The 25,138-nt window shown below is 72.1% G+C and carries 18 protein-coding genes; 2 read left to right on the top strand and 16 right to left on the bottom strand.

Going from position 1 to position 25,138, the window contains the following annotated elements:
- Window position 1: 1 nt before the first annotated feature.
- The 6 genes from BJ971_RS18475 to BJ971_RS18450 all read right to left on the bottom strand — a co-directional run bounded on the left by BJ971_RS18475 (window position 2) and on the right by BJ971_RS18450 (window position 9,676).
- Window positions 2-2,827 (bottom strand): stealth family protein, encoded by a 2,826-nt coding sequence (locus BJ971_RS18475; RefSeq protein ID WP_184994491.1) that lies wholly within the window; start codon window positions 2,825-2,827, stop codon window positions 2-4.
- Window positions 2,824-3,792: a hypothetical protein gene (locus tag BJ971_RS18470; protein ID WP_184994490.1), complete on the bottom strand. Its 969-nt coding sequence runs from the start codon at window positions 3,790-3,792 to the stop codon at window positions 2,824-2,826. Before BJ971_RS18470 ends, BJ971_RS18475 begins: the two co-directional genes overlap by 4 nt.
- A gap of 1 nt (window position 3,793) precedes the next feature.
- The gene (locus BJ971_RS18465) at window positions 3,794-5,737 is read right to left on the bottom strand and encodes a DUF8189 domain-containing protein (RefSeq protein ID WP_184994489.1); all 1,944 of its coding nucleotides are present in this window, start codon (window positions 5,735-5,737) and stop codon (window positions 3,794-3,796) included.
- Between the two features lie 134 nt (window positions 5,738-5,871).
- Window positions 5,872-7,662 (bottom strand): stealth family protein, encoded by a 1,791-nt coding sequence (locus tag BJ971_RS18460; RefSeq protein WP_184994488.1) that lies wholly within the window; start codon window positions 7,660-7,662, stop codon window positions 5,872-5,874.
- Window positions 7,663-8,284: 622 nt separating this feature from the next.
- Entirely contained in the window at window positions 8,285-9,274 is a 990-nt protein-coding gene (locus BJ971_RS18455; RefSeq protein ID WP_184994487.1) for a diacylglycerol/lipid kinase family protein, read from the bottom strand.
- Between the two features lie 84 nt (window positions 9,275-9,358).
- Window positions 9,359-9,676, bottom strand: a complete 318-nt coding sequence (locus BJ971_RS18450) for a hypothetical protein (RefSeq protein WP_184994486.1) — start codon at window positions 9,674-9,676, stop codon at window positions 9,359-9,361.
- 63 nt (window positions 9,677-9,739) lie between these two features.
- Here BJ971_RS18450 and BJ971_RS18445 point away from each other — a divergent pair, with 63 nt between their 5' ends.
- Window positions 9,740-10,408: a hypothetical protein gene (locus BJ971_RS18445; protein ID WP_184994485.1), complete on the top strand. Its 669-nt coding sequence runs from the start codon at window positions 9,740-9,742 to the stop codon at window positions 10,406-10,408.
- Here BJ971_RS18445 and BJ971_RS18440 read toward each other — a convergent pair.
- From BJ971_RS18440 to BJ971_RS18405, 8 genes are all read right to left on the bottom strand, one after another.
- Entirely contained in the window at window positions 10,405-11,352 is a 948-nt protein-coding gene (locus BJ971_RS18440) for a hypothetical protein (protein WP_184994484.1), read from the bottom strand. The two genes, BJ971_RS18445 and BJ971_RS18440, sit on opposite strands and share 4 nt — an antisense overlap.
- 197 nt (window positions 11,353-11,549) lie before the next feature.
- The gene (locus BJ971_RS18435) at window positions 11,550-12,314 is read right to left on the bottom strand and encodes a dihydrodipicolinate synthase family protein (protein ID WP_184994483.1); all 765 of its coding nucleotides are present in this window, start codon (window positions 12,312-12,314) and stop codon (window positions 11,550-11,552) included.
- Window positions 12,315-12,324: 10 nt separating this feature from the next.
- The gene (gene yicI / locus BJ971_RS18430; protein WP_184994482.1) at window positions 12,325-14,580 is read right to left on the bottom strand and encodes an alpha-xylosidase; all 2,256 of its coding nucleotides are present in this window, start codon (window positions 14,578-14,580) and stop codon (window positions 12,325-12,327) included.
- Window positions 14,581-14,590: 10 nt separating this feature from the next.
- Window positions 14,591-15,424 carry a carbohydrate ABC transporter permease gene (locus BJ971_RS18425; protein ID WP_184994481.1) on the bottom strand — a complete coding sequence of 278 codons (834 nt, stop codon included), beginning with the start codon at window positions 15,422-15,424 and terminating at the stop codon, window positions 14,591-14,593.
- A complete protein-coding gene (locus BJ971_RS18420; RefSeq protein ID WP_184994480.1) occupies window positions 15,421-16,329 on the bottom strand; it encodes a carbohydrate ABC transporter permease in 909 nt (302 codons plus the stop codon). The genes BJ971_RS18425 and BJ971_RS18420 overlap by 4 nt, the downstream gene beginning before the upstream one ends.
- On the bottom strand, window positions 16,326-17,633 hold the full coding sequence (locus BJ971_RS18415; protein ID WP_184994479.1) for an extracellular solute-binding protein: 1,308 nt from the start codon (window positions 17,631-17,633) through the stop codon (window positions 16,326-16,328). The genes BJ971_RS18420 and BJ971_RS18415 overlap by 4 nt, the downstream gene beginning before the upstream one ends.
- Before the next feature lie 101 nt (window positions 17,634-17,734).
- Window positions 17,735-18,763, bottom strand: coding sequence for a LacI family DNA-binding transcriptional regulator (locus tag BJ971_RS18410; RefSeq protein ID WP_184994478.1), 1,029 nt, complete (start codon window positions 18,761-18,763; stop codon window positions 17,735-17,737).
- Between the two features lie 46 nt (window positions 18,764-18,809).
- The gene (locus BJ971_RS18405; protein ID WP_184994477.1) at window positions 18,810-21,761 is read right to left on the bottom strand and encodes a glycoside hydrolase family 3 protein; all 2,952 of its coding nucleotides are present in this window, start codon (window positions 21,759-21,761) and stop codon (window positions 18,810-18,812) included.
- Window positions 21,762-22,005: 244 nt separating this feature from the next.
- Here BJ971_RS18405 and BJ971_RS18400 point away from each other — a divergent pair, with 244 nt between their 5' ends.
- Entirely contained in the window at window positions 22,006-22,467 is a 462-nt protein-coding gene (locus tag BJ971_RS18400; protein ID WP_184994476.1) for a DUF8821 family protein, read from the top strand.
- Between the two features lie 10 nt (window positions 22,468-22,477).
- Here the strand turns inward: BJ971_RS18400 and BJ971_RS18395 are convergent, their stop codons facing one another.
- Entirely contained in the window at window positions 22,478-24,343 is a 1,866-nt protein-coding gene (locus BJ971_RS18395) for a WD40 repeat domain-containing protein (RefSeq protein ID WP_184994475.1), read from the bottom strand.
- Window positions 24,340-25,122 (bottom strand): class I SAM-dependent methyltransferase, encoded by a 783-nt coding sequence (locus BJ971_RS18390; RefSeq protein WP_203709151.1) that lies wholly within the window; start codon window positions 25,120-25,122, stop codon window positions 24,340-24,342. Before BJ971_RS18390 ends, BJ971_RS18395 begins: the two co-directional genes overlap by 4 nt.
- Between the last annotated feature and the right edge of the window lie 16 nt (window positions 25,123-25,138).

Here is a 25,138-nt window from a genome sequence, read left to right as displayed (position 1 = left end):
GTCACGGCGTGAGGCGGTTGCGCTCGCTGCCCTTCTCGAACCGGCTGGGGATCGGGAAGTACGCCGTCAGGAAGGCCTCGATGATCCGTTCCTGGTCCTCCTGCGGCACGTCGCCGTCGTGGTAGTCGTTGAGGCAGAACACGTCCTGGTTGCGGCGCTGCAACAGCGCCCGGAGCCGGGGGTGCTGCTCCTCGAGGCCGACGTTGACGAAGCCGCAGCGGATGCCGCCCTCGACGGCCCGCCCGGTGATCAGCCCGTAGTGGTGCGCCAGCGACGAGAGCATGGAGACGTCCGTCGCGGAGCGGGTGCGGTTGCCCGCGGTCTGCCGCACCGAGTCCGGGAACTCCGCCTCGATGGCGGCGAGGGTGCTGCGCCGGTGCGCGTGCGGGGTGTGCAGGAAGCCGTGCATGAGGGTGCGCCCGTACGCCTGCTCGAGCAGCGCCCGGTTGTTGCGGGCGGCCACCGCGAACGCCTCGTCGTCGCCGGTCGGCGACAGCGGGATCTGGGTCCGGCTGGCGAACGTGCGCGGCAGGCCGCCGGCGTTGAAGAACGCGTTCGGGCCGAGCAGCCGGCCGAAGAACACGTCGTCGTTGAGGTAGAGGAACTGCTCGGACAGGCCCTCGATGTGGTGCAGCTGGGTCTCGATGGCGTGCGAGTTGAACGTCGGCAGGTGTGCCGGCTCGGCGAAGATCTCGCGGTGGTCGACGATCCTGATCCGGGGGTGGTCGACGTCGAGCCAGTCGGGTACCTGCCGGTCCGTGACGATCCAGATCTTGTCGATCCACGGCGCGAAGAGGTCGATGGAGCGCAGCGAGTAGCGCAGCTCGTCGCGGCTCTGGAAACGCGCCCGGCCCTGGTCGGCCCCGCCGCCGGTGTAGCCTTCGCCGAGCGCGGCCCGCTTGCGCTCCAGCCACGCCGGGTCGTCGCCGTCCACCCAGGTGTACACGGCGTCGACCCCGAACGTGAGGTCGCTGACGAGCCGGCGGGTGAACGGCTCGACCGTCCGGTACGTCCGGTCGGCGATCGTGATGTGCGCGGGCGTCAGCGAGGACGCGGCCAGCGGGTTGCCGGCCAGCGTCGGCGCCGGCCCGGCCAGCTCGGTGCCGTCCTCGGACGGCGTCCAGAACTCCAGCTCGCATCCGTAGATGGCGCCGATCCGCATGGTGTGGCTGGTGGTGATCACCGGCTCGAAGATCCGGACGGAGGCGGCGGTGCGCAGCTGCTCGACGGTGTCGCTCAGCGCCGCCGGCCAGTTGCCCAGGGTGCGGTGGCGCACGTCGAAGCCCTCGACGTAGGCGGGGCGGTCGTGCGTGGTGCGGGCGATCGCGGCCAGCGCCGCCTCCCGCCGCTCCTCGCGGACGGCGACCCGGTAGGTCGGCGTGTCCTGGCGTACCAGGAAGTAGTCGATCTCCGCGGCCTCGAGCGCGGCGACGGTGAGATCGAGGTTGGCCCGCGCGGTCTCGTACGGGGCCATGTCGTCGCGGATCCTGGTCAGCTGGCCGCGGCTCCACACCAGATCCGGGTGCAGTTCCTGGGTCGCGGCGGTCCAGGCGGCGACGTCCGGCGCGGCGAACTCCTCGGCGGACTCCTCGGTCACCACGCCCGCGTCGGTGCTCTGCGCCTGGTGCAGCGCGAGGGCGAAGGTGCGCCGTTCCGCCCAGTTGGGGTTCTCCCGGCCGGTGAGCAGCTCGGCGTACAGCTCCTCCCACCGGGCCATCACCACGTCCGGCGCGAAGCGCTCGACCGCCGTGGCGGCCCGCTCGCCCATGCCGTGCCGCAGCTCCTCGTCCTCGATGAGCCGGCGGAGCGCGGCGGCCAGGGCGTCGGTGTTGTTCGGCGCGACGAGCAGGCCGGTCTTCTCCGACTCGATGATCTCCCGCGGTCCGTTCGGGCAGTCGTACGAGACGACCGGCACCGCGGCCGCCATCGCCTCGACGATCGTCAGGCCGAACGACTCCACCCGCGAGGTGACCATCGCGATCGCGGCCTTGGCCCATTCGTTGTCGATGGTGGTGGTGGAGCCCATGAGCTGCACCTGCTCGCCGAGGCCGAGCCCGACGATCTGGTTCTCCAGCTCGCGGCGGGCACCGTCGCCGAAGATGCGCAGGCACCAGTCCGGGTGGTCGGCGGCGAGCTGCGCGAAGGCGGTGATGGCGTGCCCGAACTGCTTCTCGCCGGTCAGCCGGCCCGCCATCACGATCGTCGGGTTGGTGCGGCTGGAGCGGGGCCGGTACCCGTCGTCGATCGAGTTGGGGATGATCGCCAGGCGCGGCGCGGCCGCGCCGAACAGGGACGCGAACCAGTTGCGGGTCGGCTCGGAGAGCAGCACGACCGCGTCGAGCCGCGCGGAGAAGAGCTTCAGCGGGTTGCCCGAGGAGCCGCGCAGCTCGGCGACCCGGTGCTCCTGGTGCACGGTGACGACCCGGCGCGGCACCAGCTCGGTCATCACGGCCATCAGCGCCGGGGTGGTGGACACCACGATGTCCGAGGTGCACTCGCGCAGCACCCGCTCCAGCTCGAGGTCGGCGAGCCGGGTGAACGCCTGCTCCCACTCCGGGCGCACGAGCTCGCTCGGCGTCGCGGACAGGACCCGGCAGACCTCGTCGCTCAGCTCCCGCCCGGCCGGGCGGTGCAGGGACTCACGGGTGTCCACCAGGTAGGTCATCCGCACCCGCGGGTCGACCGCGAACGCCGGGGTGTCCCGGGTGCGGAACACGCTGAGCACCTCGACGTCGTGCCGCGCGGCGAGCCAGTTCGCCTGGCGCAGCACGGCACGCTCGGTGCCGCCCATCGCGTCGCCCCAGGTGAGCAGGAAGGTGATTTTCATGATTCGCCGTTCGAGGTGAGAAGACCGATGGGGCGGCAGGCAAGGGTGAGGTTGCCGGCCGGGGTGTAGTACGGGCGCACGCTCACCGACAGGCCCGGTGCGACCCAGACGATCCCGGCCGGCGGCACCAGCACGGGCTTGGGGTTCACCACGTCGTGCAGGTAACGGCCGGCCCGCAGCCGGCGCTTGCCGGCACGCAGGTGCACGTCGAAGAAGGTCTCCTTGGCGCCACCGGTGCGGGCCAGGTCGCGCAGCGGGAGGTCGCACTTCGCGCCGTCGCGGGTCGCGACGGCGGCGGCACGCACCCGGCCCTCGCCGGTACGCGCGGTGAACTCCACGGCGGAGACCGGGCCGTCGCAGCCGAGCAGCCGCACGCGCAGGCCGGCGCCCAGCCAGTCGACGTCGATCACGGCGACCTCGGCGGTCGGCTCCGGGGCGAGCACGGCCAGGCACAGCCGGCCCGAGCGGGTGGTGCGGACCTGGTACCGGCGTCCGGTGACGGCGTCGGGCGGGGCGGCGAGCGTCGGGCCCGCCTCCGGCGTGTCCTGCTCGCCGGTCAGCACGGCGTACGACGTCGTGCCGGCGGCGGTGTGCACGACCGCCTCGAGCAGCCACGGCGATCCGGGCCGCAGGTCCAGCCCGTCCGGGCCCTCGGCCAGCAGCACGGTCGCGGCCAGGGAGCAGGCGCCGTCGGTACCCGAGCGGACCCGCGCCGGTACGGAGCGGACGGTGCTGCCGCGCACGACGCGCAGGGCCGCGGAGCTGACGTCCGCGGCCCGTCCCGGCACCGGGAACTCCACGTTGAGCGTGCGCCCGTCCAGCACCGCCGCGTAGCGCGCGGTCACCGCCGGACCGCGCCGCATCGCCCGGCTGATGGCGCGGGCCGGCGAGTCGAGCCGGACCACCACCTGCCGCACGCTCCGCATCCGCCGCAGCCGGCGCAGCGCCCTGGCGTGCAATGCCATGTCAGACACCGGCGGCTCCCGCCGACGGCAGGGCGACCCACTCGCTGAAGTCGTCGGAGCCGCGGGCGACCCGCAGAACTCCGTCGACACCGAGCGCGGCGATCACGAAGCGGGCGGCCGCGTCGGTGGCGATCGCGGGCGTGCGCACGAACATCGCGCCCGCGGCCGACCACGACTGGGACATGCCCTTGCCGGTCGGCTGGCGCGACACGCTCAGCGTCCCCTGGTCGTTGCGGTGGGCCAGCAGCGTCTCGCCGTCCTTGCCCGGCGCGGAGAACGCAGCGACCGGGCCGAAGCCGCCCTCGCCGTCGATGACCGCCGGAACGGTCGGCCAGGCGCCCTCCCGGGCCTGCCGCAGGATGGTGACCTCGCCGTGCCCGCCCGCCCGGTAGACAAGGAGCAGACGGCCGTCGTGCTCCCGCGCGACCGAGACGGGACCGGTGGCCTCGCGGCGCAGCAGGGCGGCGGGCGGCGCGAACGAGCCGTCCTCCTCCTGGTTCCACACCAGCACGCTGTTGTTGGTGCCGGCGAACAGGCTGAGCCGTCCACTGCGGCCGGTGGCGACCGCCAGTCCCTCCTGGACCCGCGACCCGCCCAGGTCCGACCACGGGCCCCAGCTCTTCGGGCCGGTCTGCGTGCGGCTGCTCACCCCGCGCCCGAAGTTACGGACGAAGACCTGGAGCATCCCGTCCGGGCGCACGGCGGCGACCGGCATGCCCATCTCGCGCATCCGCAGCGTGCGGTCCGCCGACCGGCCGGCCGGGTTGCCCAGCTCGGTCCAGCCGCCGAACGATCCGTTCGGCTCGGCCTGCGACGCCACCACGAGGGTCCGGTGCTGCCCGCGCGGCGACGGCGTGAGCGGCTGCCGCACGCCGACGAGGTGCAGGCGCCCGTCCGGCCCGGCGACCACGTCGAGGTGCGGCGCGAGGTCGCCGCCGCCGAGCCGGACCGGCTCGGTCCAGGTCCGGGCGCCCGGCTTGGTCTCCTGCCACAGGTGGACGTCGCCGGCGATCACGGCGAACGCCGCGAGCCGGCCGTTCGGTTGCAGGCGCAGCCAGGAGGCGCTGCCCGGGTACCGCTGGGTGGTGCTCTGCCCGTAACCGGTGGTGTGTGCCTGGTCGCCGACCAGGTAGTCGCCGCAGCCGATCTCCGCGGTGCGGTCGCCGTGCGTGCCGCCGTACGTGTCGAGGATCTGCCGCTTGGTGGCGAACGCCGCCTCGGTCAGGTTCCGCGGCCAGTGCCGGTTGTAGTAGCCGCGGTAGCTCTCGACCAGCGGGAACCGGCCGTTGCTGCGCTCGAAGCGGCGGACCGCGTGCAGCGCGAAGTGCGCCGCCGCGGTGTGCCCGGCGTGGTCGGAGTAGGTGATCTCGCCGCGGTCGTAGGTCTTGTGGTCGGGGTCCGGGTCCATGATCCGCACCACCGTCGGCCGCGCCTCGGCGAGGATCTCCTGCAACAGGTCGAGCAGGCCGTCCCGGGAAACCTTCTGCTTGCGGGTGACCGCGCCGCCGGTGGGCACCAGCGTCGCCAGGGCGGGGATCTCCCCGGTCCAGAGCGAGTCGATGGCCTGCGGCGGGTCGCCCGCCGTCGCGGCCTCCTGGCCCACGAGGCTGACGAAGACCAGCCGGATCCGCGGCACGGCGATGAGGACCGCCACGTCGACGTTCACGCCCGCGTAGCGGGCCGGCTCGGTGCGCCACGGGCTGTCCCGGTCACCGGTGGCCATCTCGGCGTACGCCGACCGGATGCCGTTGCGCCGCGCCGCCGCGTACCCGGCGTGGTCGACCGGGTGGCTGCTGCGGTCGGGCACGCCGTAGGCGACGTTGCGCCCGTCGGCCTCGCCCGCCGTCAGGTAGACCGACGTGATCGGCGCGCCGGCGCTGATCGCGTGGTGCAGGGCCGGATTCATGAAGTACAGGTCGTCGTCGCAGTGCGCGACGATCTGCACGTGCGTACCCGCCGCCCACGCCTTCGTGGATCGGCCAAGCACTTTGCGCCCGAGCTGCAACAACGGTCATTCTCCTAGGCAGGGTCGCCGGCGCCGTCCGGCCGGATCGGCGCCGCGGCGGTCACATTCCGCGATCAGTCTTGGATCAGTACGCCCGCGTCGGGCACGCGCTGCTCCGGCAGCCGGGTCCGCTCGGCCTGAGCGGCGCGGGCGAGCTCCGTCGCGCTGAACCGGGCGCGCTCCTCGGCCACCTCGTCGGGCAGCTCGAACGGCGACCGGAACGGGAAGTACTGCGGCAGGAAGTCGGCGAGCATCGCCGCCTGTTCCGTCAGGGCCACCGCGGCCGAGTCGGTGTCGTTGAGGCAGAAGACGTCGCAGTGCCGGCGGGCCAGCAGGAAGGCGAGCTGCACCGGCGTGGAGGCGTGCGCCAGGTCGGCGTAGGTGTACTTGATGCTGCCCGGCACCGCCCGCTGGGTCAGGTAGGCCCAGTAGTGCTGGAGCGACGACGGGATCGACAGGTCGTCCGGGTGACGGAACTGGTGCCGCGCGGTCTCACCGACCTCCTCCGGCAGCCACTTCTCGATCTCCTCGAGCACGCTCTTCTGCAACGGGTACGGCACGTGCTGCATCTTCTGCGTGACGGTGCGCTCGAAGAACTTCCGGATGAACTCCCGGTTGTTCTTGCCCGCCGCGGTGACCGGCGCGTCGAAGACGGTCGCCGGGCCGGCCTCGAGCTGGGCGGTCGACTGGAAGAACTTGGCGATCCCGTTGGCGTGGAAGAACGCGGTCGGCGGCACCGGCCGGCCGACGAACATGTCGTCGTTGAAGTAGATGAAGTGCTCCGCCAGACCGGGGATGCGGTGCAGGCGCGACTCGATCGCGTGCGAGTTGAACGTCGGCAGCACGCCGGTGTCGCCGAACAGCTCGCGGTGCGGCACCACGGTGAGCCGCGGGTCCGAGTCGTCCAGCCACGGCGGGACCTGGTCGTCGGTGACCAGGAAGATCCGTCGGACCCACGGCGCGAACGTGGCGATCGAGCGCAGCGAGTACTTCAGCTCGTCGCGGCTGATGAAGCGCGACTGGTTGGTGGCGATGGTGTTGATCTGCTGCTGGCCCATGGCCGCGAGCGCCGCGTTCTTGCGCTGCACCCAGTCCGGGTCGTTGCCGTCGACCCAGGTGTAGACCACGTCGATGGGGAAGCGGACGCTCTCGGCCGGCGCCTCGGCGAACTCCGAGCGGGTGCGGTAGCGCGGCCCGTCCTCGGTGGCCGGCATCAGCTCGCTGAGGGCGATCGGCGGCACCTGCCGGTACTCGGCCGCCGCCGGCAGCGTCGCCGCGACCCGGTTGCCGCGGGGCGCCTTGATGGAGTCGGGCGCGCCGTCGACGCCCCGTGCCGTGCGCCAGAACTCGATCTCGCAGGCCGAGCCGCTGCCGAGCACGGTGGTGGCGTGCGGGTCGGTGACGCAGAAGTAGACCTGGATCCCGGTCTTGCCGAGCCGGTGCTGGCGGAAGCCCGCGTCGGACACCTCGCCGGTGCGGATCTCGGCGCCGGAGAGCCCGGCGTCGGCGGTCAGGGCGGCGAGGGTCCGCTCCCGGTCCCGCCGGTGTACGGCGACCGCGCTGTGCGCGTTGCTCATCGGGCGGACACAGAAGTAGTCGATGCCGGCGCCGTCGAGCACGGCGGTGACCGCGTCGAGGTTGCGCTTCCAGGCCGCGGCGGGCGTCATGTCGACCGCCACCCGCGCACGCACGGTACGGCCGGCGTCACGCGCCTTGACGAGGGCGCCGGGCCGGGCCGCGGCCCGCAGGCTGCGCTGGCGGGTGAGGCGGCGGACCAGCCACAGCTGCCGGTGCGGCGGCAGCGCCTCGATCATCCGCAGCCGGTGGCTCTTGGGCAGAAGGCGGTAGAAGCGCAGCGCGATCATGCGGCGACGCTCCGTGCGACGGTGACCGCACGCGCCAGCCCCAGACGCGTGCATGGAGAAGTTCGTGGCATTTCTGGTCTTTCCCCCGTGTAAACGTGCGGCCCTCCGCCTAGAACCGGTCCGGACGCGCTACCGACCATGGCGTTAGAAGGTCTGGAGGGTAAATGATCAACCTTGCCGGAAACAAGTTAAGAGTCGTCTAATGCGTTATACACCACACGGACATTTGCTATTTACCAGAATAAAAGGCGGATTGCCCGATTTTTAGAGGGTGCCCGGTTTGACCGAATACCCTCACCGGCGCGCAACCACACCGACACGCTCAGCGTCCCCAATCGACCTCGACGCGCGTGACGGCGTGGCACAGCTCAAATCCCGGCCCATCCGCCTATAAGCTCATAAAGGTGGGTCGTTGAGCGACGCCTCAGCTACCTAGCGTAATCGAGTCGGAGAAATGGTCGCCCCGCGGTGACGCGAGGTCGCCGGCCCAGGTCGATCGGCACGAACAATCGTGAGCCAATCCTCAGCGTGACCAAAGGCAGACCAAAGGTAGCCGGGAATTGCGACGGAATTGCCACAGGAATTCATCAGCACGACGGAATTCCGGCCTTTGGCGAGCGCCTCAATTCGCCCGGTCGGCGAGTCCCGCTTCCCGGGCGGTGGCGTCGACGTCGACGGTGAGGTCGGGGTCCTCGGCCGGCTGGGGCACGCACAGCCAGAGCGCCCGCGGGGTGACCTCGACCGTCAACCGGTCACCGGCCTCGATGAGGTCGCCGTCGAGCTGGCGGGGCTGGGGCCGGTTGCTGATCACCTCGACCCGGGCGCCGCGGAAGACCTCCATCGACGGCACCCGTCCGCGGCGCCGGACGACCCCCCACCCCAGCGCGACCCAGTTGCGCAGCGTCCGGGGAGTCAGGATCGCGACGTCGAGGACGCCGTCGTCCGGCTGCGCCTCGCTCAGCAGCGCCACCCCGCCCTGCAGCCGGCCCACGTTGGCGATCAGGACCGAGCGGGCCCGCCGGCGCATCGGTGCGCCGCCGTCGACCCGGACCGTGACCCGCATCGGACGGTCCCTGAGATGCCGCAGCGCGCCGAGGACGTACGCAGGCCAGCCGATGTGCGCCTTGGCCGTGTCGGAGGTGGCGTCGAGCATCTGCGCGTCGAAACCCATGCCCGCCATCACGGCGAAGTGCCGGCCGTCGACGGCGCCGACGTCGAGGCGCCGCAGGCCGCCCTCCAGGGCGACGGCCAGCCCGGCGGCCAGGTCCGTCGACAGCCCCAGGTTCGCGGCGAGCAGGTTGCCGGTACCGGCCGGCAGGATCGCCATGGACGCCTCGGTACCCACCAGCGCCGAGACCGCCGACATCACGGTCCCGTCGCCGCCGCAGACGAAGACCACCTCGGCGCCCTCGGCGACGGCCGCGCGCGCCTGGCCCAGACCGGGGTCGTCCGGGGTCGTCTCGAACCACCGCGGCGCCGGCCAGCCGGCCCCCGACAGGGTCTCGTCGACGGTGCGCCGCAGCTCGTCGAGGTCACCGACCTTCGACGGATTGACGACGACCGCCGACCTGGGCGCCGGGTTGGTGCGGCTGTGACCGGTCGTGACCGTCATCGGCGCTACTCGCTCTCCATGGCTGCGTGCGTGGGCCACCTGCTCGTACCCACCAGAGGCCTCCGCGACTCCCCCGGTACCGGGTCAGCCTCGCCGGCCCGCCCGAGCGGCCCGGCACCACGCGGCGTTGGACCGGCCGGCGCGGCGGGTCGCGGCGTTCGCCCTCGCCGCCAGGCGGGACTGAAGGGGGAATCCCCGCCGATCGAATCCCCGGTTACGCGGGCCGGGCGGGCAGTGCTCCACGTGCCGCAGTGATCGCCGAGGGCTCCGGCGGTCGATCCCGCCGAGGTCCGGCAGCACCAGCGCGCCGGCGGGGAGGTCCCAGACCAGCCGGGCGTGCCGGAGCGTGTACCCGTCGAGCCAGTGCCGCCGGTGTTCCTGGATCCTCCCGAAGCGCGCCATGGTCCCGATTCTGGCGCGCGCATACCGGTGGACGCACCCGGTTTACCACGGCACCCTGCTCACATGCCGACGCCCGCCCACCTCGCCGCCCGGAACAACGCCGACTGGTGCGACCTGTTCTGCCGCGCCTCCGGCGTCGCCACCCGGTTCGAGCGGGACCGCTGGCTCGCCCTGCGCCGGTCACCGCCGCTGCACCCCGACGCCGTGACCCTCGCCGAGCACCCCCGGGATGTCCTCGCCGGCCTCGACGTCACGCCCGGCTGCTCGGTCAAGGACAGCTTCGCCGCCCTCGACCTGGCCCCGGCCGGATTCCGGACACTGTTCGAGGCCGAGTGGATCCACCGGCCGCCCGCCGCGCCGGCCGGCGCTCCCCCGGCCTGCCGGAGGGTGCGGACCCCGGCCGAGCTGGCCGGATGGGCGGCCGCGCACGGCGGCTCGTTCCCGCCCGTCCTGCTGCGCGACCCATCGGTGGTCGTGGTCGGCGTGTACGACGGCGACCGGCTCACCGGCGGCGCGATCGGTAACCGCAGCGCGCGCTGCGCCGGGGTGTCCAACCTGTTCGGCGACGTCTGGGACGAGGCGGTGGCCGCGATCTCCGCGTGCTTCCCCGGCCTGCCGCTCGTCGGCTACGAGACGCCGGAGGTGCTCCCGGCCGCCCGGGCGGCCGGCTTCGCCACCGCCGGGGAGCTGCGGGTCTGGCTGGTGCCCGGAGGCGACCCGCACGCACCCTAGGCGCCCTCACCGGCGCTGGTGAACACGAGGCGGTGCGGCGGCCTCCCGAGCTCCGCGGTGTCACGGCGGACGAGCTCACCCGGGCGCAGGACACCCGCGAGCGCCGCATGGACGCGGCCGACCTGCTCCGCACCGTACGCCCGGTAGTCAGCGGTGGCCTGGAGCCACACACCACCCGTCGCCAACGCACTGACCTCGGCGAACGCGCCGCTTGCGGACAGTGCGGCCACCCCGCCGAGCTGCTCCGCCAGTTCGGCGGGCAGGACGGTGAGCCACGAATAGCCGCGCAGGTACTTCCTGCTCTCGGCAACGGTGTACCGGGGACTGCGCTCGTGGCGGGGCAGATCGGGGCTGAGTGACTTCTCCAGCGCGGTGCTGCCGAACGTGTCGTACCCGTACTCGATCTGGCCGAAGCCGGGGTTGCACCGCTCAGCGAAGGAACGCAGCAGTTCCAGCCACAGCCGCTGCGCCGCGGAGCCATGCCGCTCGTCCAGGAACAGCGATTCCGCGACATAGGCGCCGATCCGCAGCCAGCCCGGCGACTTGCCGGGGCGGTGCGCGTACAGCGACGGCCACCACACATTCGGCGAGTCCGGCTCCTCGCCGGCGAACATGGCGAAGGTGAGATCGACCCGCTCGGGCCGACTCGGCATCCGGCTCTCCAACCACGACATGGACGTGGCGTCGAACGGCCTGGCCCGCTGGTCCGAGACCTCGAGCGTGCCGCTCAACCGCACGGCGGCACCGGCCGGGTTCCACGCCTCCGGGTCCACGAACCGCGGAGACGCGGGCACCGGCCCCAGCCCTTCCAGCGCGGCCCGCGGCTCGGTCAGTGCCGCGCGGGACGCCACGTCGAACCACTCGAAGCCCAGCCCGGCGGAGTCCGCCACCGCGCTCTCTTCCACATCCAGCTCGATATTGAGCCCGAATCCGGACATAAGCACCTTCCGCGATCGTGCCGGCGCCGACTCCGACGGCGACCACGAGCAGCGCTCCACCGCCGAGGATTCCCCAGTTGATGTCGTCATCGTTCTAGCTCACCGACTCACGCGGCAGCCCGCCCACGGCCGGCGAGGGTGCCCGCCTGGTGGGGCAGCAGCGCACCACCGCCGAGTTCCGGCCGCCGCCGGGGCGCACCGGCTCAGCCGAGGCGGCGTACGGGTGAGGTGCCGTGGCGGCGGGCCATGGCCTCCTTGAGGCCGCCCGGCAGGGCCTTGCTCTCGCGCTCGGCGCGCAGCACCGCGTGCTGCGCCGCGGCGTCGCGGTCCCAGGCGGCCAGGCATTCGTCCGGTACGAGGTTCGCCGCCGCCACGATCGCGCCGGCGGCGCCGAGCCAGCTCGCGTACCCGAGCAGCGCCGACGCGCCGGTGTAGACGGCGAGCTGGCCGCCGAGGCCGAGCTCGTGCCCGAGCCGGGCCGGGTCGCCGCTGGAGTCCTTGACGCCGGCGACGCCGAGGCCGGTCAGCGCGTCGACCGGCACCGGGCCGCCGGCGACCGGCGGGTAGTGGTATGCGAGCACGGGCGCGCCGACGGCGGCGTCGCACACCCGCCGGTAGTAGTCGGTCAGCGTGCCGCCGAGCCGCGGTGGCGCTACAAGCACGGCGTCCGCGCCGGCCCCCAGCGCGGCGGCGACCCGGGCCGCGGCCGGGCGCCACCAGTCACCGGAGGCGCCGGCGACGACCGGCACCGCGGGGCAGGCCTCGCGGACGGCCGTGATCAGCTCGACCCGTTCGGCGTCGGTGAGCGCGGCCGCCTCGCCGGTGCTGCCGTTGACGAGCACCCCGCGGATGCCGGCCGCCACCACGCGCGACGCGTGCTCCGCCGTGCGTTTCGCGTCGACCGCGCCGTCGCGGTCGAAGAGGTTGACGAGCGCGACGGCGGGGCCGGTCCAGAGCGGATGAGTCACCAGGAAAAGGCTAGTCCAGGTTCAGCTCGCAAGTGGAGTCGCCGGCGTCGAGGTTCACCACGGTGTCGCCGGCGCGGATCCGCCACGCGGCGGGGTCGCCCGAGCGCACCACGCGGATAGTCGCGCCCGAACGGGTCACCTCGAACGTGGTCGGGGCGGCGCCCGCGGGTCCCGGCACGGTCGTGGTCCGGGTGCCCTCGGCGAGCTCGAACAGCCGCAGCGTGACGCCGTCGCGGTAGTCGTAGTCCGGCCGGTCGTGGCGGGCGCCGATCGCCAGGACCGAGTCCGGCCGCACCAGCAGCGGCACGCTGCCGAAGCCGTGCGTCTCGCGTACCCAGCCGGGGCCCTCGACCACCTCGCCGGTCAGGTACCGGGTCCAGCGGCCGGCCGGCACGTAGTAGGTCGTGTCGCCCTGCTCGCTGAACACCGGCGCGACGAGCAGGCTCTCGCCGAGCAGGTACTGCCGGTCGAGGTGGGTGACGGCCGGGTCGTCGGTGAAGTCGAAGACCATCGGCCGCATCACCGGCAGGCCCTCGCGGTGCGCGCGGCCTGCGGCGCCGAAGAGGTACGGCATCAGCGTGTGCTTGAGCCGGGTGAACTCGCGCAGCACGTCGACGGCCTCCTCGTCGAAGAGCCACGGCACTCGGTACGTCTGGTTGCCGTGCAGCCGGCTGTGCGAGGAGAGCAGCCCGAACGGGATCCACCGCTTGAACACGGCCGGGTCGGGCAGCCCTTCGAAGCCGCCGATGTCGTGGCTCCAGAAGCCGAAGCCCGACGCCGCCAGGGACAGCCCGCCGCGCAGGCTCTCGGCCATCGACTCGAAGGTCGAGGAGTTGTCGCCGCCCCAGTGCACCGGGAACTGCTGGCCGCCGACGGTCGCCGAGCGGGCGTAGACGACGGCCTCGCCCTCGCCGCGGTGCTCGCGCAGCACGTCGAAGACCACCCGGTTGTAGAGCTGGGTGTAGTAGTTGTGCATCCGTTCCGGGTCGGAGCCGTCGTGCCAGACCACGTCGACCGGGATGCGCTCGCCGAAGTCGGACTTGAAGGCGTCGACGCCCATCTCGAGCAGGGCGCGCAGCTTGCCCGCGTACCACTCGCGGGCGTCCGGGTTGGTGAAGTCGACGAGCGCCATGCCGGCCTGCCAGCGGTTCCACTGCCAGACGTCGCCGTCGGCGCGGCGCACCAGGTAGCCGGCGGCCATGCCCTCGGCGAACAGCGGCGAGCGCTGGGCGATGTACGGGTTGATCCAGACGCAGGTGCGCAGCCCGCGGTCGGAGAGGCGCTTGAGCATGCCCGGCGGGTCCGGGAAGATCCGGGCGTCCCACTCGAAGTCGCACCAGCTGAACTCGCGCATCCAGAACGTGTCGAAGTGGAAGACGCTCAGCGGCAGGTCCCGCTCGGCCATCCCGTCGACGAAGCCGGTCACCGTCTCCTCGTCGTAGGAGGTGGTGAACGACGTGGAGAGCCACAGGCCGAAGGACCAGGCCGGCGGCAGGGCGGGCCGGCCGGTCAGCGCGGTGTACTTGCGCAGGATCTCCGCCGGGGACGGCCCGTAGATCACCAGGTAGGACAGCGTCTGCCCGCCGACGCTGAACTGGGTGCGCGAGACCAGCTCGGAGCCGACCTCGAAGGACACCCGGCCGGGGTGGTCGACGAGCACGCCGTAGCCGCGGTTGGTGAGATAGAACGGCACGTTCTTGTACGCCTGCTCGCTGCTGGTGCCGCCGTCCTCGTTCCAGATGTCGATCGACTGGCCGTTCTTGACCAGCGGCCCGAAGCGCTCGCCCAGCCCGTACACCGCCTCGCCGACGCCGAGGTCGAGCTGCTCGTGGACGTACCGTCCGCCGTCGGCGTCCTCGACGATGCCCATGCCCTTCCCGCCGCTGCCGGTCAGGCGCCGGCCGCCGGCGAGGAAGTCGAGCCGCCACTGGTCCCCACCGGCGAACCGCGCGGTCAGCGCGCCCGAGGTCAGGCTCATGTCGTCGACCTGAGGGACGAAACCCGGCTCGGCGGTGATCTCGAAGTCGGGCCGGCGCGGCACCCCGCCCGCGAAGTGGCAGATCGTGACCCGCACGACGTCGGGCGCGGGCGCGGTGCAGGCGACCGTGATGATCGGGGCGTCGAGGGTGTCCCCGCGCCCGCGCACCCGCTTGGCCGTCGCGTACGCGGTCAGCGAGTCGGCCCGCGCCGTGGTGTCCTGCAACTGCACCGGGTGCAGGACGGTCACGCCGTCGCGCTTGCTCCAAAAGCCGTCGGTGAACTTCATGGCGGTTCCTTTACTTGATGGCGCCGGCGGTGACGCCGCGGGTCAACGTGCGCTGGAAGATCAGGAAGAAGAGCATCGCGGGCAGGATGCCGATCAGCGCCGAGGCGCTGGTGGTCGTGGCATCCATCTGCCGGTCGCCCTGGAGCACGCCGAGCGCGACCGGGACGGTCTGGTTGGCGTTCGAGATCAGGAAGACAAGTGGCAGGAAGAACTCGTTCCAGGTCCAGATGAAGAAGAACGTGAACAGCACGGCCAGGGTGGGCCGGCTGACCGGGACGACCACCCTCCACAGGGTGCGCCAGCGCCCGGCGCCGTCGACCTCGGCGGCGTCGAGCAGCTCGGTCGGGAACTCGGCGTAGACCGAGGAGAGCAGGTACGTGCCGAACGCGCTCTGGATGACCGTGAAGATGATGACGATCGAGAACAGGCTGTCGTACAGGTGCAGGCCCTTCGACAGGTAGTAGAGCGGGTAGACCAGCACCTCCTGCGGCAACAGGTTGGCGACCAGGAAGAAGACCAGGAACCAGACCCGGCCGCGGACCCGGCCGATGCCCAGCGCGTACGCGTTGAGCACCGAGAGCACGACGGCGAGCACGGCCACCGCGGCGCTGGTGACGAAGCTGTTGAGCAGCTTGCGGCCGAAGTCGACGCGGTTCCAGAAGTCGACGATGCCGGAGAGGTGCAGCGACTCCGGGATGGACAGCGGCCCGTTGCCCGCGTAGTCCGCCGGGCTCTTGACCGCGTTGAGCGCCACCACCAGCAGCGGCGCCACGACGAGCAGCAGCAGGACGAGCAGTACGGCCAGGACGATGAAGCGGGCCGGGTACCGGCGGGCGGCGGTCACCTGTGCGGCTCCTGGTCGCGGGTCTGCAGGCGCAGGAAGACGAACGCCAGCACCACGATGAACACGGTGAGCACGGTCGAGATCGCCGAGCCGTAGCCGACCTGTGCCTTCTCGAAGAAGTTCTTGTACGCGAAGTAGGACGGCACCAGTGTGGCGTTGCTCGGCCCGCCCCGGGTCAGCACGAAGATCGGGCCGAAGATCTTCAGCGCGGCGATGGTGGTGGTCACCAGCACCACGTAGAACTCGGGCCGGATCAGGTACACGGTGATGCGCCGGAAGCGCTGCCACCAGCCGGCGCCGTCGAGGTCGGCGGCCTCGTAGAGCTCGGGGTCGATGCGCTGGAGGCCGGACATGAACATGACGATCGGGTAGCCCAGCTGGACCCAGATCATGATCGCCATGACGCTGTACAGCGCGTAGTCCGGGTCGCCGAGCCAGTTGCGGGTCAGCGAGGACAGCCCGATCGTCTCGAGGATCCGGTTCAGCGCGCCGTAGCTCGGGTGCAGGATCCAGCCCCAGACGATGCCGGTCACCGCGACCGGCAGCACCTGCGGCAGGTAGAAGCCGGAGCGGAACACGCTCGCCCAGCGGGCACCGAAGACCTTGGCGAGGTAGTCGAAGAGCACGGCCGCCAGCACCAGGCCGAGCAGCGTCGGTACCACCGCCATCGCCACGATCAGCAGCAGGATGTGCCCGAAGGAGGCCCAGAAGTTCACGTCGTGGAGCAGCCGGGTGTAGTTGTCCAGGCCGACCCAGTCCGGCGTGCCGATGCCGGGCCAGCGGGTGAAGCTGATCCCGACGGTCATCACCAGGGGAACGACGATCACCGCGAGGGAGGCCAGCACTCCGGGTATCAGGTACACCCCGTAGCCGGCGCGCCGGCCTCCCTGTCGCGGCCGGCTCATTTGCCGAGGTCGGCGAGGTTGTCGTTGTACGGCTTGGCGATCTCGTCGAGCATCTTCTCGGGAGTCTTCGACCCGTTGATCAGCCCCTGCACGCCGCCGACGAGGACGTCGTAGTAGCCGGGCGCGGGCCAGTCCGGATAGAAGGCCAGCCCGTCGCTGGAGGAGATCGTGGCGAAGTTCGCGATGAGCTCCTTGTTCTTCTCGTCGGTGATCTTCGACGGGTCCGCGGCCACCGGAACGCCGCCGGAGTTGCCGAGCAGGGCCTGCACCTCGGGCTGCATGGTGATGTCGATGAAGTCGTACGCGAGGCTCTTGGCCTTGGACTTCGTCGGCACCACCCAGAGGTTGCCGCTGGAGCCCGGGTGCAGGGTGTTGCCCGGGAACAGGAACGTGCCCCACTGGAAGTTCTTGATCTCGGTGGCGAAGCGCCCGTACCACCAGCTGCCGGAGATCAGGATCGGGAACTTGCCCTGGGTGAAGGCGACGCCCATGTCCTCGGCCTTGATACCGGCCGAGTTCTTGGCGATGTAGCCCTTGGCGACCCAGTCCGCGAAGGCCTGCGCGCCGAACGTCAGCTCGGGGCCGTGGAAGTCGACCTTGTTCTTGTAGAGCTGGTAGTCGTCGACGAAGGCCCGGTTCGCCTTGGACAGGGCCAGCTCGTAGAGGATCTGCTGCGCGGGGTACTCGGCGCCGCCGACCGAGAGCGGCGTGACGCCCGCCTTGGTGAAGGTACCGAGAGCGGTCTCAAACTCGGCCAATGTGGTCGGGACCGCGACTTTGTGCTTCGCGAAGAGGTCCTTGTTGTAGTAGACCATCACGTACTCGCCGTAGTTCGGGATGCCGAAGATCTTCCCGCTGCCCATGATGCCGTCGTCGTCGTACCGGGTGGTGGTCTGCAGGCTCGGGCTCAGCGCCTTGTCCCAGCCGCGCTTGCCCGCCTGCTCGGTCAGGTCGGTGAGCAGGCCCTGCTTGGACAGCAGGCCGGCGGTGGCGTTGCCCTTGTTGTACTCGAGGATGTCGGGTGCGCTGTCCGAGTTGAGGATCATGCCGGCGTTCTGCTGGATCTGCTCGAAGCTCTTCTCCTCGAACTTCACCTCGACGCCCGGGTGGCTCGCCTTGAAGAGCTCGATCGCCCGGTTCCAGGCGACGCCCATGGCGCTGGTCGGTCCCTCGTAGTGCCAGAGGGTCAGGGTCTTGGCCTCGGCGCCCTCGTCGCCGGAGCCGGAGTCGCTGCAAGCGGTAAGGCCGAGGGACGCCGCCAGAAGCAGCGCGCCTGCGGCGAAGCTCGTTCGTGGTCTGAACATGCCGTCCTCCAAAGGCGGTCGAAGCGCTTCGACGGTCGGCCTAGTCGAAGCGCTTCGACGGCAGGGTCTGGCCAGACGCTAGGTAACGATCGACGTGGATGTCAACCGGGTGACGCGGAGATTTCCTCGTGGTGGGTTGCGCAGCTGTCGCGTTCGATGATCGTCGGCGGTACCAGCCGGGTGCCGGGGGTCCGCCGGCCGTCGAGCAGGTTCATCGCCGTCTCGACCGCGATGGTGCCGACCTCGTGCGCGGGGATGTCCGCCGAGGTGAGCCGCACCGGCAGGCCGACCGCGACGTCGCGCGGGCAGACCGCGACGATCGACAGGTCCTGCGGCACCCGGCGGCCGTTGGCGCGCAGCTCCTCCAGCAGTGGGGGCAGCGCCTCCTCGTTGTGCACGACGAGCGCCGACACGCCCGGCAGCTCGGCGTCGATCTGCGCCAGGCAGTCGCGCACGCCCCGGACACCCGGCTCGCAGGGGTGCGCGACCGTCTCCAGGCCCAGCCGCTCGGCGGCCTCGGTGAAGCCGCCGAGGAACCGCGAGGCGTACGTGGTGCCGCGCTCGTAGACCGCGGGAGAGGGGCCGACCAGGGCGATCCGGGTGTGCCCGTGCCCGGCCAGGTGGCCGAGGCACTCGGCGGCGGTGGCGGCGAAGTCCAGGTCGACGCAGGCGATGCCGGCCGCGTCGTCGGGGAACCCGATAAGCACCGACGGCTGCTTGAGCCGGCCCAGCGCCGGGATGCGGACGTCGTCGCGCTCCACGTCCATCAGGATCAGCGCGTCGACCATGGTGGCGCCGGCGACCCGCTCCAGCCCGGCCGTGCCCTCGTCCTTGGTCAGCAGCAGCACGTCGTGGTTGTAGGTCCGGGCCGCGGTCACCACGGCGGTCACGAACTGCATGATGACCGGGACGCTGACGTCCACCCGCAGCGGCACCACCAGCGCCAGCACGCTGGTCCTGCTGCTGGCCAGCGCCCGGGCGCCGGCGTGCGGGTGGTAGCCGAGCTCGGCGATCGCCGCCTTGACCCGGGCCTGGGTCTCGGCGGAGATCGGCCGGCGCCCGCTGAGCACGTACGAGACCGTGCTCATCGAGACACCGGCCGCACGGGCGACATCGCTGATCGTCGGCATCGCCCCTCCCCCGGTCGCGCGGCTGCTGCTCAGCCGATCCTACTGATCAGCCGATGCTGAAGCTCGACAGCCGCACCCCCTCGCTCAGCACCAGGTACACGTCGTGGCGCCCGGCGGCCCGCGACAGCCGGGCGGTCGTGGTCGCGTAGGCGTACTCGTCGCCGGTGGAAGGGACCGCGGCGCTGCCGAGCAGCCGCCCGGTGGGCGAGCCGAGCCGGACCTCGACGGTGCCCGCGCCCGCGGTGGCCTTCGCGACCCGGGCGGTGAGGGCGGTGCCCAGGCGCGAGTCCTTGAACGCGATCCAGTCGCCGGCCCGGGCCGCGCCCACCGCCGTGCCGCTGGCCTTGCTCTCGTCCACCAGCCGGGCACCCGCGTACGCGTCGAAGCTCTCCGCCCGGGTGGTCCGGGTCAGGTCCCGGGCCGGGATCGTCTCGCCGGGCACGCGCAGCGTGCCGCGCAGGCGGATGTCGGCCGAGGACGCGCCGACCATCAGGTCGTGTGTGGACGCCTCGACCACCCAGCGGCCGCGGGTGACGTCCCAGTGCGCCAGGTCGGCGATCTTGAGGCGCAGCGTGACGGTCCGGGTGCGCCCGGCCGGCACGTTGACCCGCTGGAAGGCCCGCAGCTGCTTGACCGGCATCAGGTCGCGCGACGTGCGCTGGTGCGTGTACAGCTGCACCACCTCGTCGCCGGAGCGGGCGCCGGTGTTGGTGACGTCGACGGACACGGTCACCGTGCCGCGCTCGGCCCGCGTGCGCAGCCCGGAGTAGCGGAATTTCGTGTACGAGAGCCCGTGGCCGAACGCGTACAGCGGGGTCTTCGTGCCGTAGAGGTAGGTCTGGCCGGACGCGATGATGTCGTAGTCGAGCAGGTCGGCCGGGAGCTGGTCGTCCGAGCGGTACCACGTCTGTGTCAGCCGCCCGCCCGGGTTGCGCGCGCCGAAGAGGACGTCGGCGAGCGCGTGCCCGGTCTCGGCGCCGGCGTGGGTGGTCCAGAGGATCGCCGGCACGTGCTGCTGCTCCCAGGTGATGGTGTCCGGGTAGCTGGTCTGCAGCACCACCGTGGTCCGCGGGTTCGCCGCCAGCACCGCCTTCACCAGCGCCTGCTGGCCCTCGCCCAGCGCCATCGTGGTGCGGTCGTGCGCCTCGCGCCCGTTGATGAACGGGTTGCTGCCGACCACCACGACCGCGGAGTCGGCGCCCCGGACCGCGGCGACGGCCTGGTCGACGCCGCTGCTGAGCACCTCGCGGGCGAAGTGGGCGGCGCCGTCGGCGGTGGCCGAGCCGAGCGTCAGCGCGCCGTCGGCGCCGACGGTGACGTAGGTGTTCGCGCCGAACCAGCTCTCCTGCGTCTCGTAGCCCGCGTAGTGCAGCACGTAGCTGCCGTCGGCCTGCGCCTCGAGCTTGAACTGCTGCTGCACGAACCAGCCGTTGGGCTGCTCGTCGCGGGTCAGGAACGGGCCCCAGTTGTAGCCGAGGTACCGGCCGTTGGCGACGCTGCGCAGCGTGGCGACGCCCTGGCCCCAGTCGACCGCGTCGAACTGTGCGGCGGGCCCGGCGGTCTCGCCGGTGGCGGTGACCCGGTCGGCGTCGGTGGTGCCGGTCGCGGTCACGTACCTGCCGGTGGACACGTCCTTGAGCGCGATGCGGTCCGCGCCCTCGCTGCTGGTCACGCTCGCGGCGCGCTCCCGGATGCCGTCCAGCGCGGTGACCTCGTACGGCAGCTTCCCGCCGTACCAGTCGGTGTAGAGGGTGTCGGCCAGCGGGCCGACCACCGCGACCCGGCCGCCGGGCGCGAGCGGCAGCGCGCTGCCCGAGTTCTTCAGCAGGACCATCGCCTGGCCGGCGGTCTCCCGGGCCAGGGCGCGGTGCGCGGGGCTGTCGATGGTCTCCGGGCCGATTCCCGCGTGCGGGCCGCCGCCCGGATCGAACTCGCCGAGCCGGAACCGGATGCTCAGCGCGTGGCCGACCGCGGTGTCGACGTCGGCCTCGGTGAGCAGCCCCCGCGCGAGGGCCTCGTTGACCGCGGCGACGGTCGGCGCGCCATTGGCGTCGTTGACGGTGAAGCTGTCCAGCCCGGCCTTGAGCAGGGCCGCGTCGGCCTCGGCCTGGGTCGCGAAGTAGCGCTGGGAGCCGGTCAGGTTGGTCGGCGCCCAGGCGTCGGAGACGTTGAACAGCGGGCGGTCCGTCCAGCCGCGGACCAGGCCCGACAGGTCCGGGTCCACGGTGGCCGGGCGGCCGTTGATCAGGTTGTAGGACGCCATCACCCCGGTCGCCGCGTCCGCCGCGAGCGCCGGCCGGAACGCCTGGCGGTCGTACTCGTTGAGCACCCGCTGCGGCACGTTCGAGGACGTGACGTCGCGCCGGGTCTCGTTGTTGTATGCCGCGTAGTGCTTCAGCGTCGGCGCGGTCTTCAGGTGGTCGGGGTCGTCACCCTGCAACCCTTTCCCGTACGCGGTGGAGATCGCCCCGGTCAGCAGCGGGTCCTCGGAGTAGCCCTCCTCGTTGCGTCCCCAGCGCGGGTCGCGCAGTAGGTTGACCACCGGCGCCCACAGGTTCAGGCCCCAGACCCGCGGGTTCAGCGCGTGGTAGCCGCGCGCCTCGTCGCCGACCGCCGCGCCGACCCGCCGCAGCAACGCCGGGTCCCAGGTGCTGGCCAGGCCGACCGCCTGCGGGAACGCGGTGCCCTGCGCGGTGACCACCGCGCCGTTTGCGTCCACGTCGGTCGACCAGGCGACGCCGTGCAGCGCCTCGGTCCCGGTCTTGAAGAAGTCGATGCCGAGCCGCGGTATCGCCGGCTGGTACTGGTGCAGCAGCGAGACCTTCTCGTCCAGGGTGAGCCGGCCGACGAGGTCGTCGATCCGGGCGGCGAGGGGCAGCCGGGGGTCGCGGAAGTCCTCCGCCGGATCGGCGGCACGCGCGGCGGCGGACGCGCCCGCGAGCGTGACGAGAGCGACCGCGGCCACGGCGACAGCGCGCCGGAGATGCCTGTTTCGCATGGAATCCTCTCCTGTACGGCGCAATCGAAGCGCTTCGACGATCGGCTACGCGCCGTGATCGCGAGTCGGTGGGATGGTTACCGACCATAGATGTCGGGCGATGACGAGGCAACAGCCGCCCGCCGCGGTCCAGGAAATCCGCACGCAACACATCCGGCGTTCCGGTACCTAGTGGACGGGCGTTGCACCTACGCTTGCCACACCCGTTCCGAGATATGACGTACATACACGCGAGGGAAATGTAATGTCCTATGCGGTGGACTTCGGCACCGTTTCGACCGTCGGCCTGGAATCGTCGCCGGTCGCGACCGCGTTGGCCGGCCTGCGGGCGAACGAGGCCCGGTACTTCAAGAACAAGTACGACCACACCTTCACGGTCGAGCCGGCGAGCGACGCCACGTCGGCAATCGACTGGGTGAGCCGCATTCTCGAGAAGGAACGCGGCATCGTCATCTCCGCTCGACCGCTCGAGGCGACCGCGTTCCAGGTCGAGAACATCCGGATGGCGTACGTCTTCTACGAGGACGGCCTGTCGATCAACGTGATGTACACGATCGACGACGGCGGGAAACGGGCGGTCGGATTCAAGCTCTCCGACGGGATGGATGTTCCCGAGGAGCTCGGGTCGTTCAAGTTCGCCCGGCAGAAGTCGAAGCTGGCCGGCACGATTCGCGGCTCCTACTTCGTCATCAAGAACGAGTACTGATCCGCTGACCTCACGCCGGCAGGGTCCAGAGGCGGACCGTGGTGTCCGAGCCGGCGGTGGCGAGTCCGGCGCCGTCCGGACTGAACGCGATCGACGTGACCGGCCCGCCGTCGTGGGTCAGCCGGTGGGTCGGCGATCCGGTCACCGGGTCGCGGAGGTCGACCGTGCCGGCGGAGTCCGCGGTGGCGAGGCGGGTGCCGTCGGGACTGAACGCTACCGCCCGCAGGGCACCGGTGTGCCCGGTCAACTCGCCGAGCTCGTCGCCCGTCGCGGCGTCCCACAGCACGACCGACCGGTCCAGGCCGCCGCTGGCGAGCCTGGCGCCGGACGGGTCGAAGGCCACCGCGACAACGTAGTCGGTGTGACCGTGCAGCTGCCGCAGTCGCCCGGTGCCGAGGTGCCACAGGTGCACCGCGTAGGTACCGTCCTCGGCGCCTTTGGCCAGCCGGGTGCCGTCCGGACTGAACGTCATCGCCGACCGCCCGGCGCTGGTCGTCGACCGCGGGCCGGTGAGCCGCTGAAGCGTCCGGCCGGTCGACGGGTCCCAGATGACGATCGAGTGGTCGCCGAGCGCCGCCGCGAGCTTGCCGCCGTCCGCGCTGAACGCGAGGCTCGACACACCGATCATGCCGCAGTCCCAGTTCCGGACCTCGCGACCGGTCTCCGGGTCGACGAGTACGACCGTGGTGAGGCCGCGGGTGAAGGCGAACACGGCGCCGTCCGGACTCCACACCACGTCCGCGACGACGTTGGCGTTCCCGACCCCTGCGGCGTCGCCGTCACCGTCGAGCCGCCATACCCGTACGGTGCCGTCGTTGGTCACCAGCCGGCCGCCGTCGGGGCTGAACGCCATCGAGTGCACGTGGCTCGGGTGGCGCAGGACCCGCCGGTCGTCGGCGGGGACGGCGACGACGCCCGACGGCTCCACGTCGATCTCGCGGATCCGCCAGCGGCCGAACGACCTGTCGAACGAGCCGGGCGGCAGCCGGTGCCGGGCGCGACCGGCGACGGTGAGCACCTCCGTCCCGTCCGGGCTGAAGAACGCGGCGGACACGACGCCCATCCGCCGGCCGGTGAGCGAGCAGAGCTCCGCGCCGGTGGTGGTGTCGCAGAGCCGCAGGCTGCGACTCGGGCTGCCGAGCGCCAGCACCCGCCCGTCCGGGCTGAACGCCACGGTTTTCGGGGTGGCGCCGCGCCAGTCGACGACGGCCATTTCCCGCCCGGTCCGGGCGTGCCAGATCCGCACCACACCGGCGGTCGCGCCGGTGCCGGCCAGCCGGTCGCCGGCCGGGTCGAACGCGACAGTCGTCAGGCTCGCGGGGTGACCGGTGAACGTGCGGATGAGCTCTCCGGTCGACGGGTTCCAGAGTCGGATGCCGTCCATTCCGGCACTGGCCAACAGGTCGCCCCCGGCGTTGAAGGCGACGCCGTGCACCTGGCCCGTATGACCGGTCAGGTCCCGCACCGGCCGGCCGGTCGCCGGGTCCCAGAGCCGCACCGTGTCGCCGACCCCGGCGGCGAGCAGGCCGCCGTGGGGATGGACCGCGATCGAACGGACGTATCGCTCGCCGGTGGCGAACACGCTGAGCCGCTCGCCGTCGCCCGGACTCCAGGTGACCACCCGCCCGTCGTCGGTGCCGGCCGCGAGCACCGTCCGGAGACCACCCCCGAAGGCGACCGCCAGCACCCGGACGTCGTCCTCGTCCCCGACCTCCAAAGACCGGATCTGCCGGCTGCCGGCCGCGTCCCACAGCCGTACCACGCCATCCTCGCCACCGGTCGCCAGGAGGCCGCCATCGGGACTGAACGCCGCCGCCGAGACCTCCCCGTCCGGGCCGGGCATGGGCACCTGCTCAAGCACCAGTCTCGCGGTCATCGATCCACAGTAGTGTGCCCGCGCACCGCCCAGGCCCGGGCGGCGAGCCGGATCGACCCGTCGACCTCGGCGGGCAGGCGCTCGCGGAGCAGGTCCCGCAGCGCCGCCCGCCGCCCGGCCGGCAGCGACGCCACGTAGCCGGGTGCCGGTCCCTGTCCGCCGAGGAAGGGCAGCCAGAGGTCGTCGAAGCCGGCGAACACCGTCGGCACCTCGATCGCCCGGGTGCCCACCCCCTTCAGCCCGGCGTCCGCCCACAGCCGCGCCAGCGGGCCGGGCCGGCAGAGCGGGAACCGGCGGGCCTCGTCGAGCGCCGCGGCGCCCGGATCGAGCGCGACGGCGGCGTCCCAGAAGTGCCGCATCATCGCCATGCCCTCGGCGTAGTCCCAGACGTAGGCCGCGACCGTCCCGCCCGGCCGGCAGACCCGGCCGAACTCGGCCGCCGCCCGCCGCGGGTCGCCGACGAAGTTGAGTGCGAGCCCGCTGACGACGAGGTCGAAGCGGCCATCGGACAGTGGCAGCGCGCAGGCGTCCCCGGCGACAAACCCGGCGCGGGCGCCGGCGACGGACAGAAATCCCATGGAGCTGTCGACGCCGACGACACCGGCCGGCGCGGTGGCGAGCGCCGCCGCCGTGAGCGCGCCGGTTCCACAGCCGACATCCAGCCACGACCGGCCGGCGGGCACGTCCAGCCAGGCCACGAACTCGCGCGCGACCGGGCGGCTCCACCGGCCCACGTACGCCTCGTAGGCGTCGCCGGCCTGCCACAGCTCCTGGGCCACGCCCCGATACTATGCC

Source organism: Amorphoplanes digitatis (assembly GCF_014205335.1).
GTDB classification, from domain to species: domain Bacteria; phylum Actinomycetota; class Actinomycetes; order Mycobacteriales; family Micromonosporaceae; genus Actinoplanes; species Actinoplanes digitatus.
The sequence above is the reverse complement of the archived record's forward strand: the minus strand, read 5'-3'. Positions and strand labels throughout refer to the sequence as shown.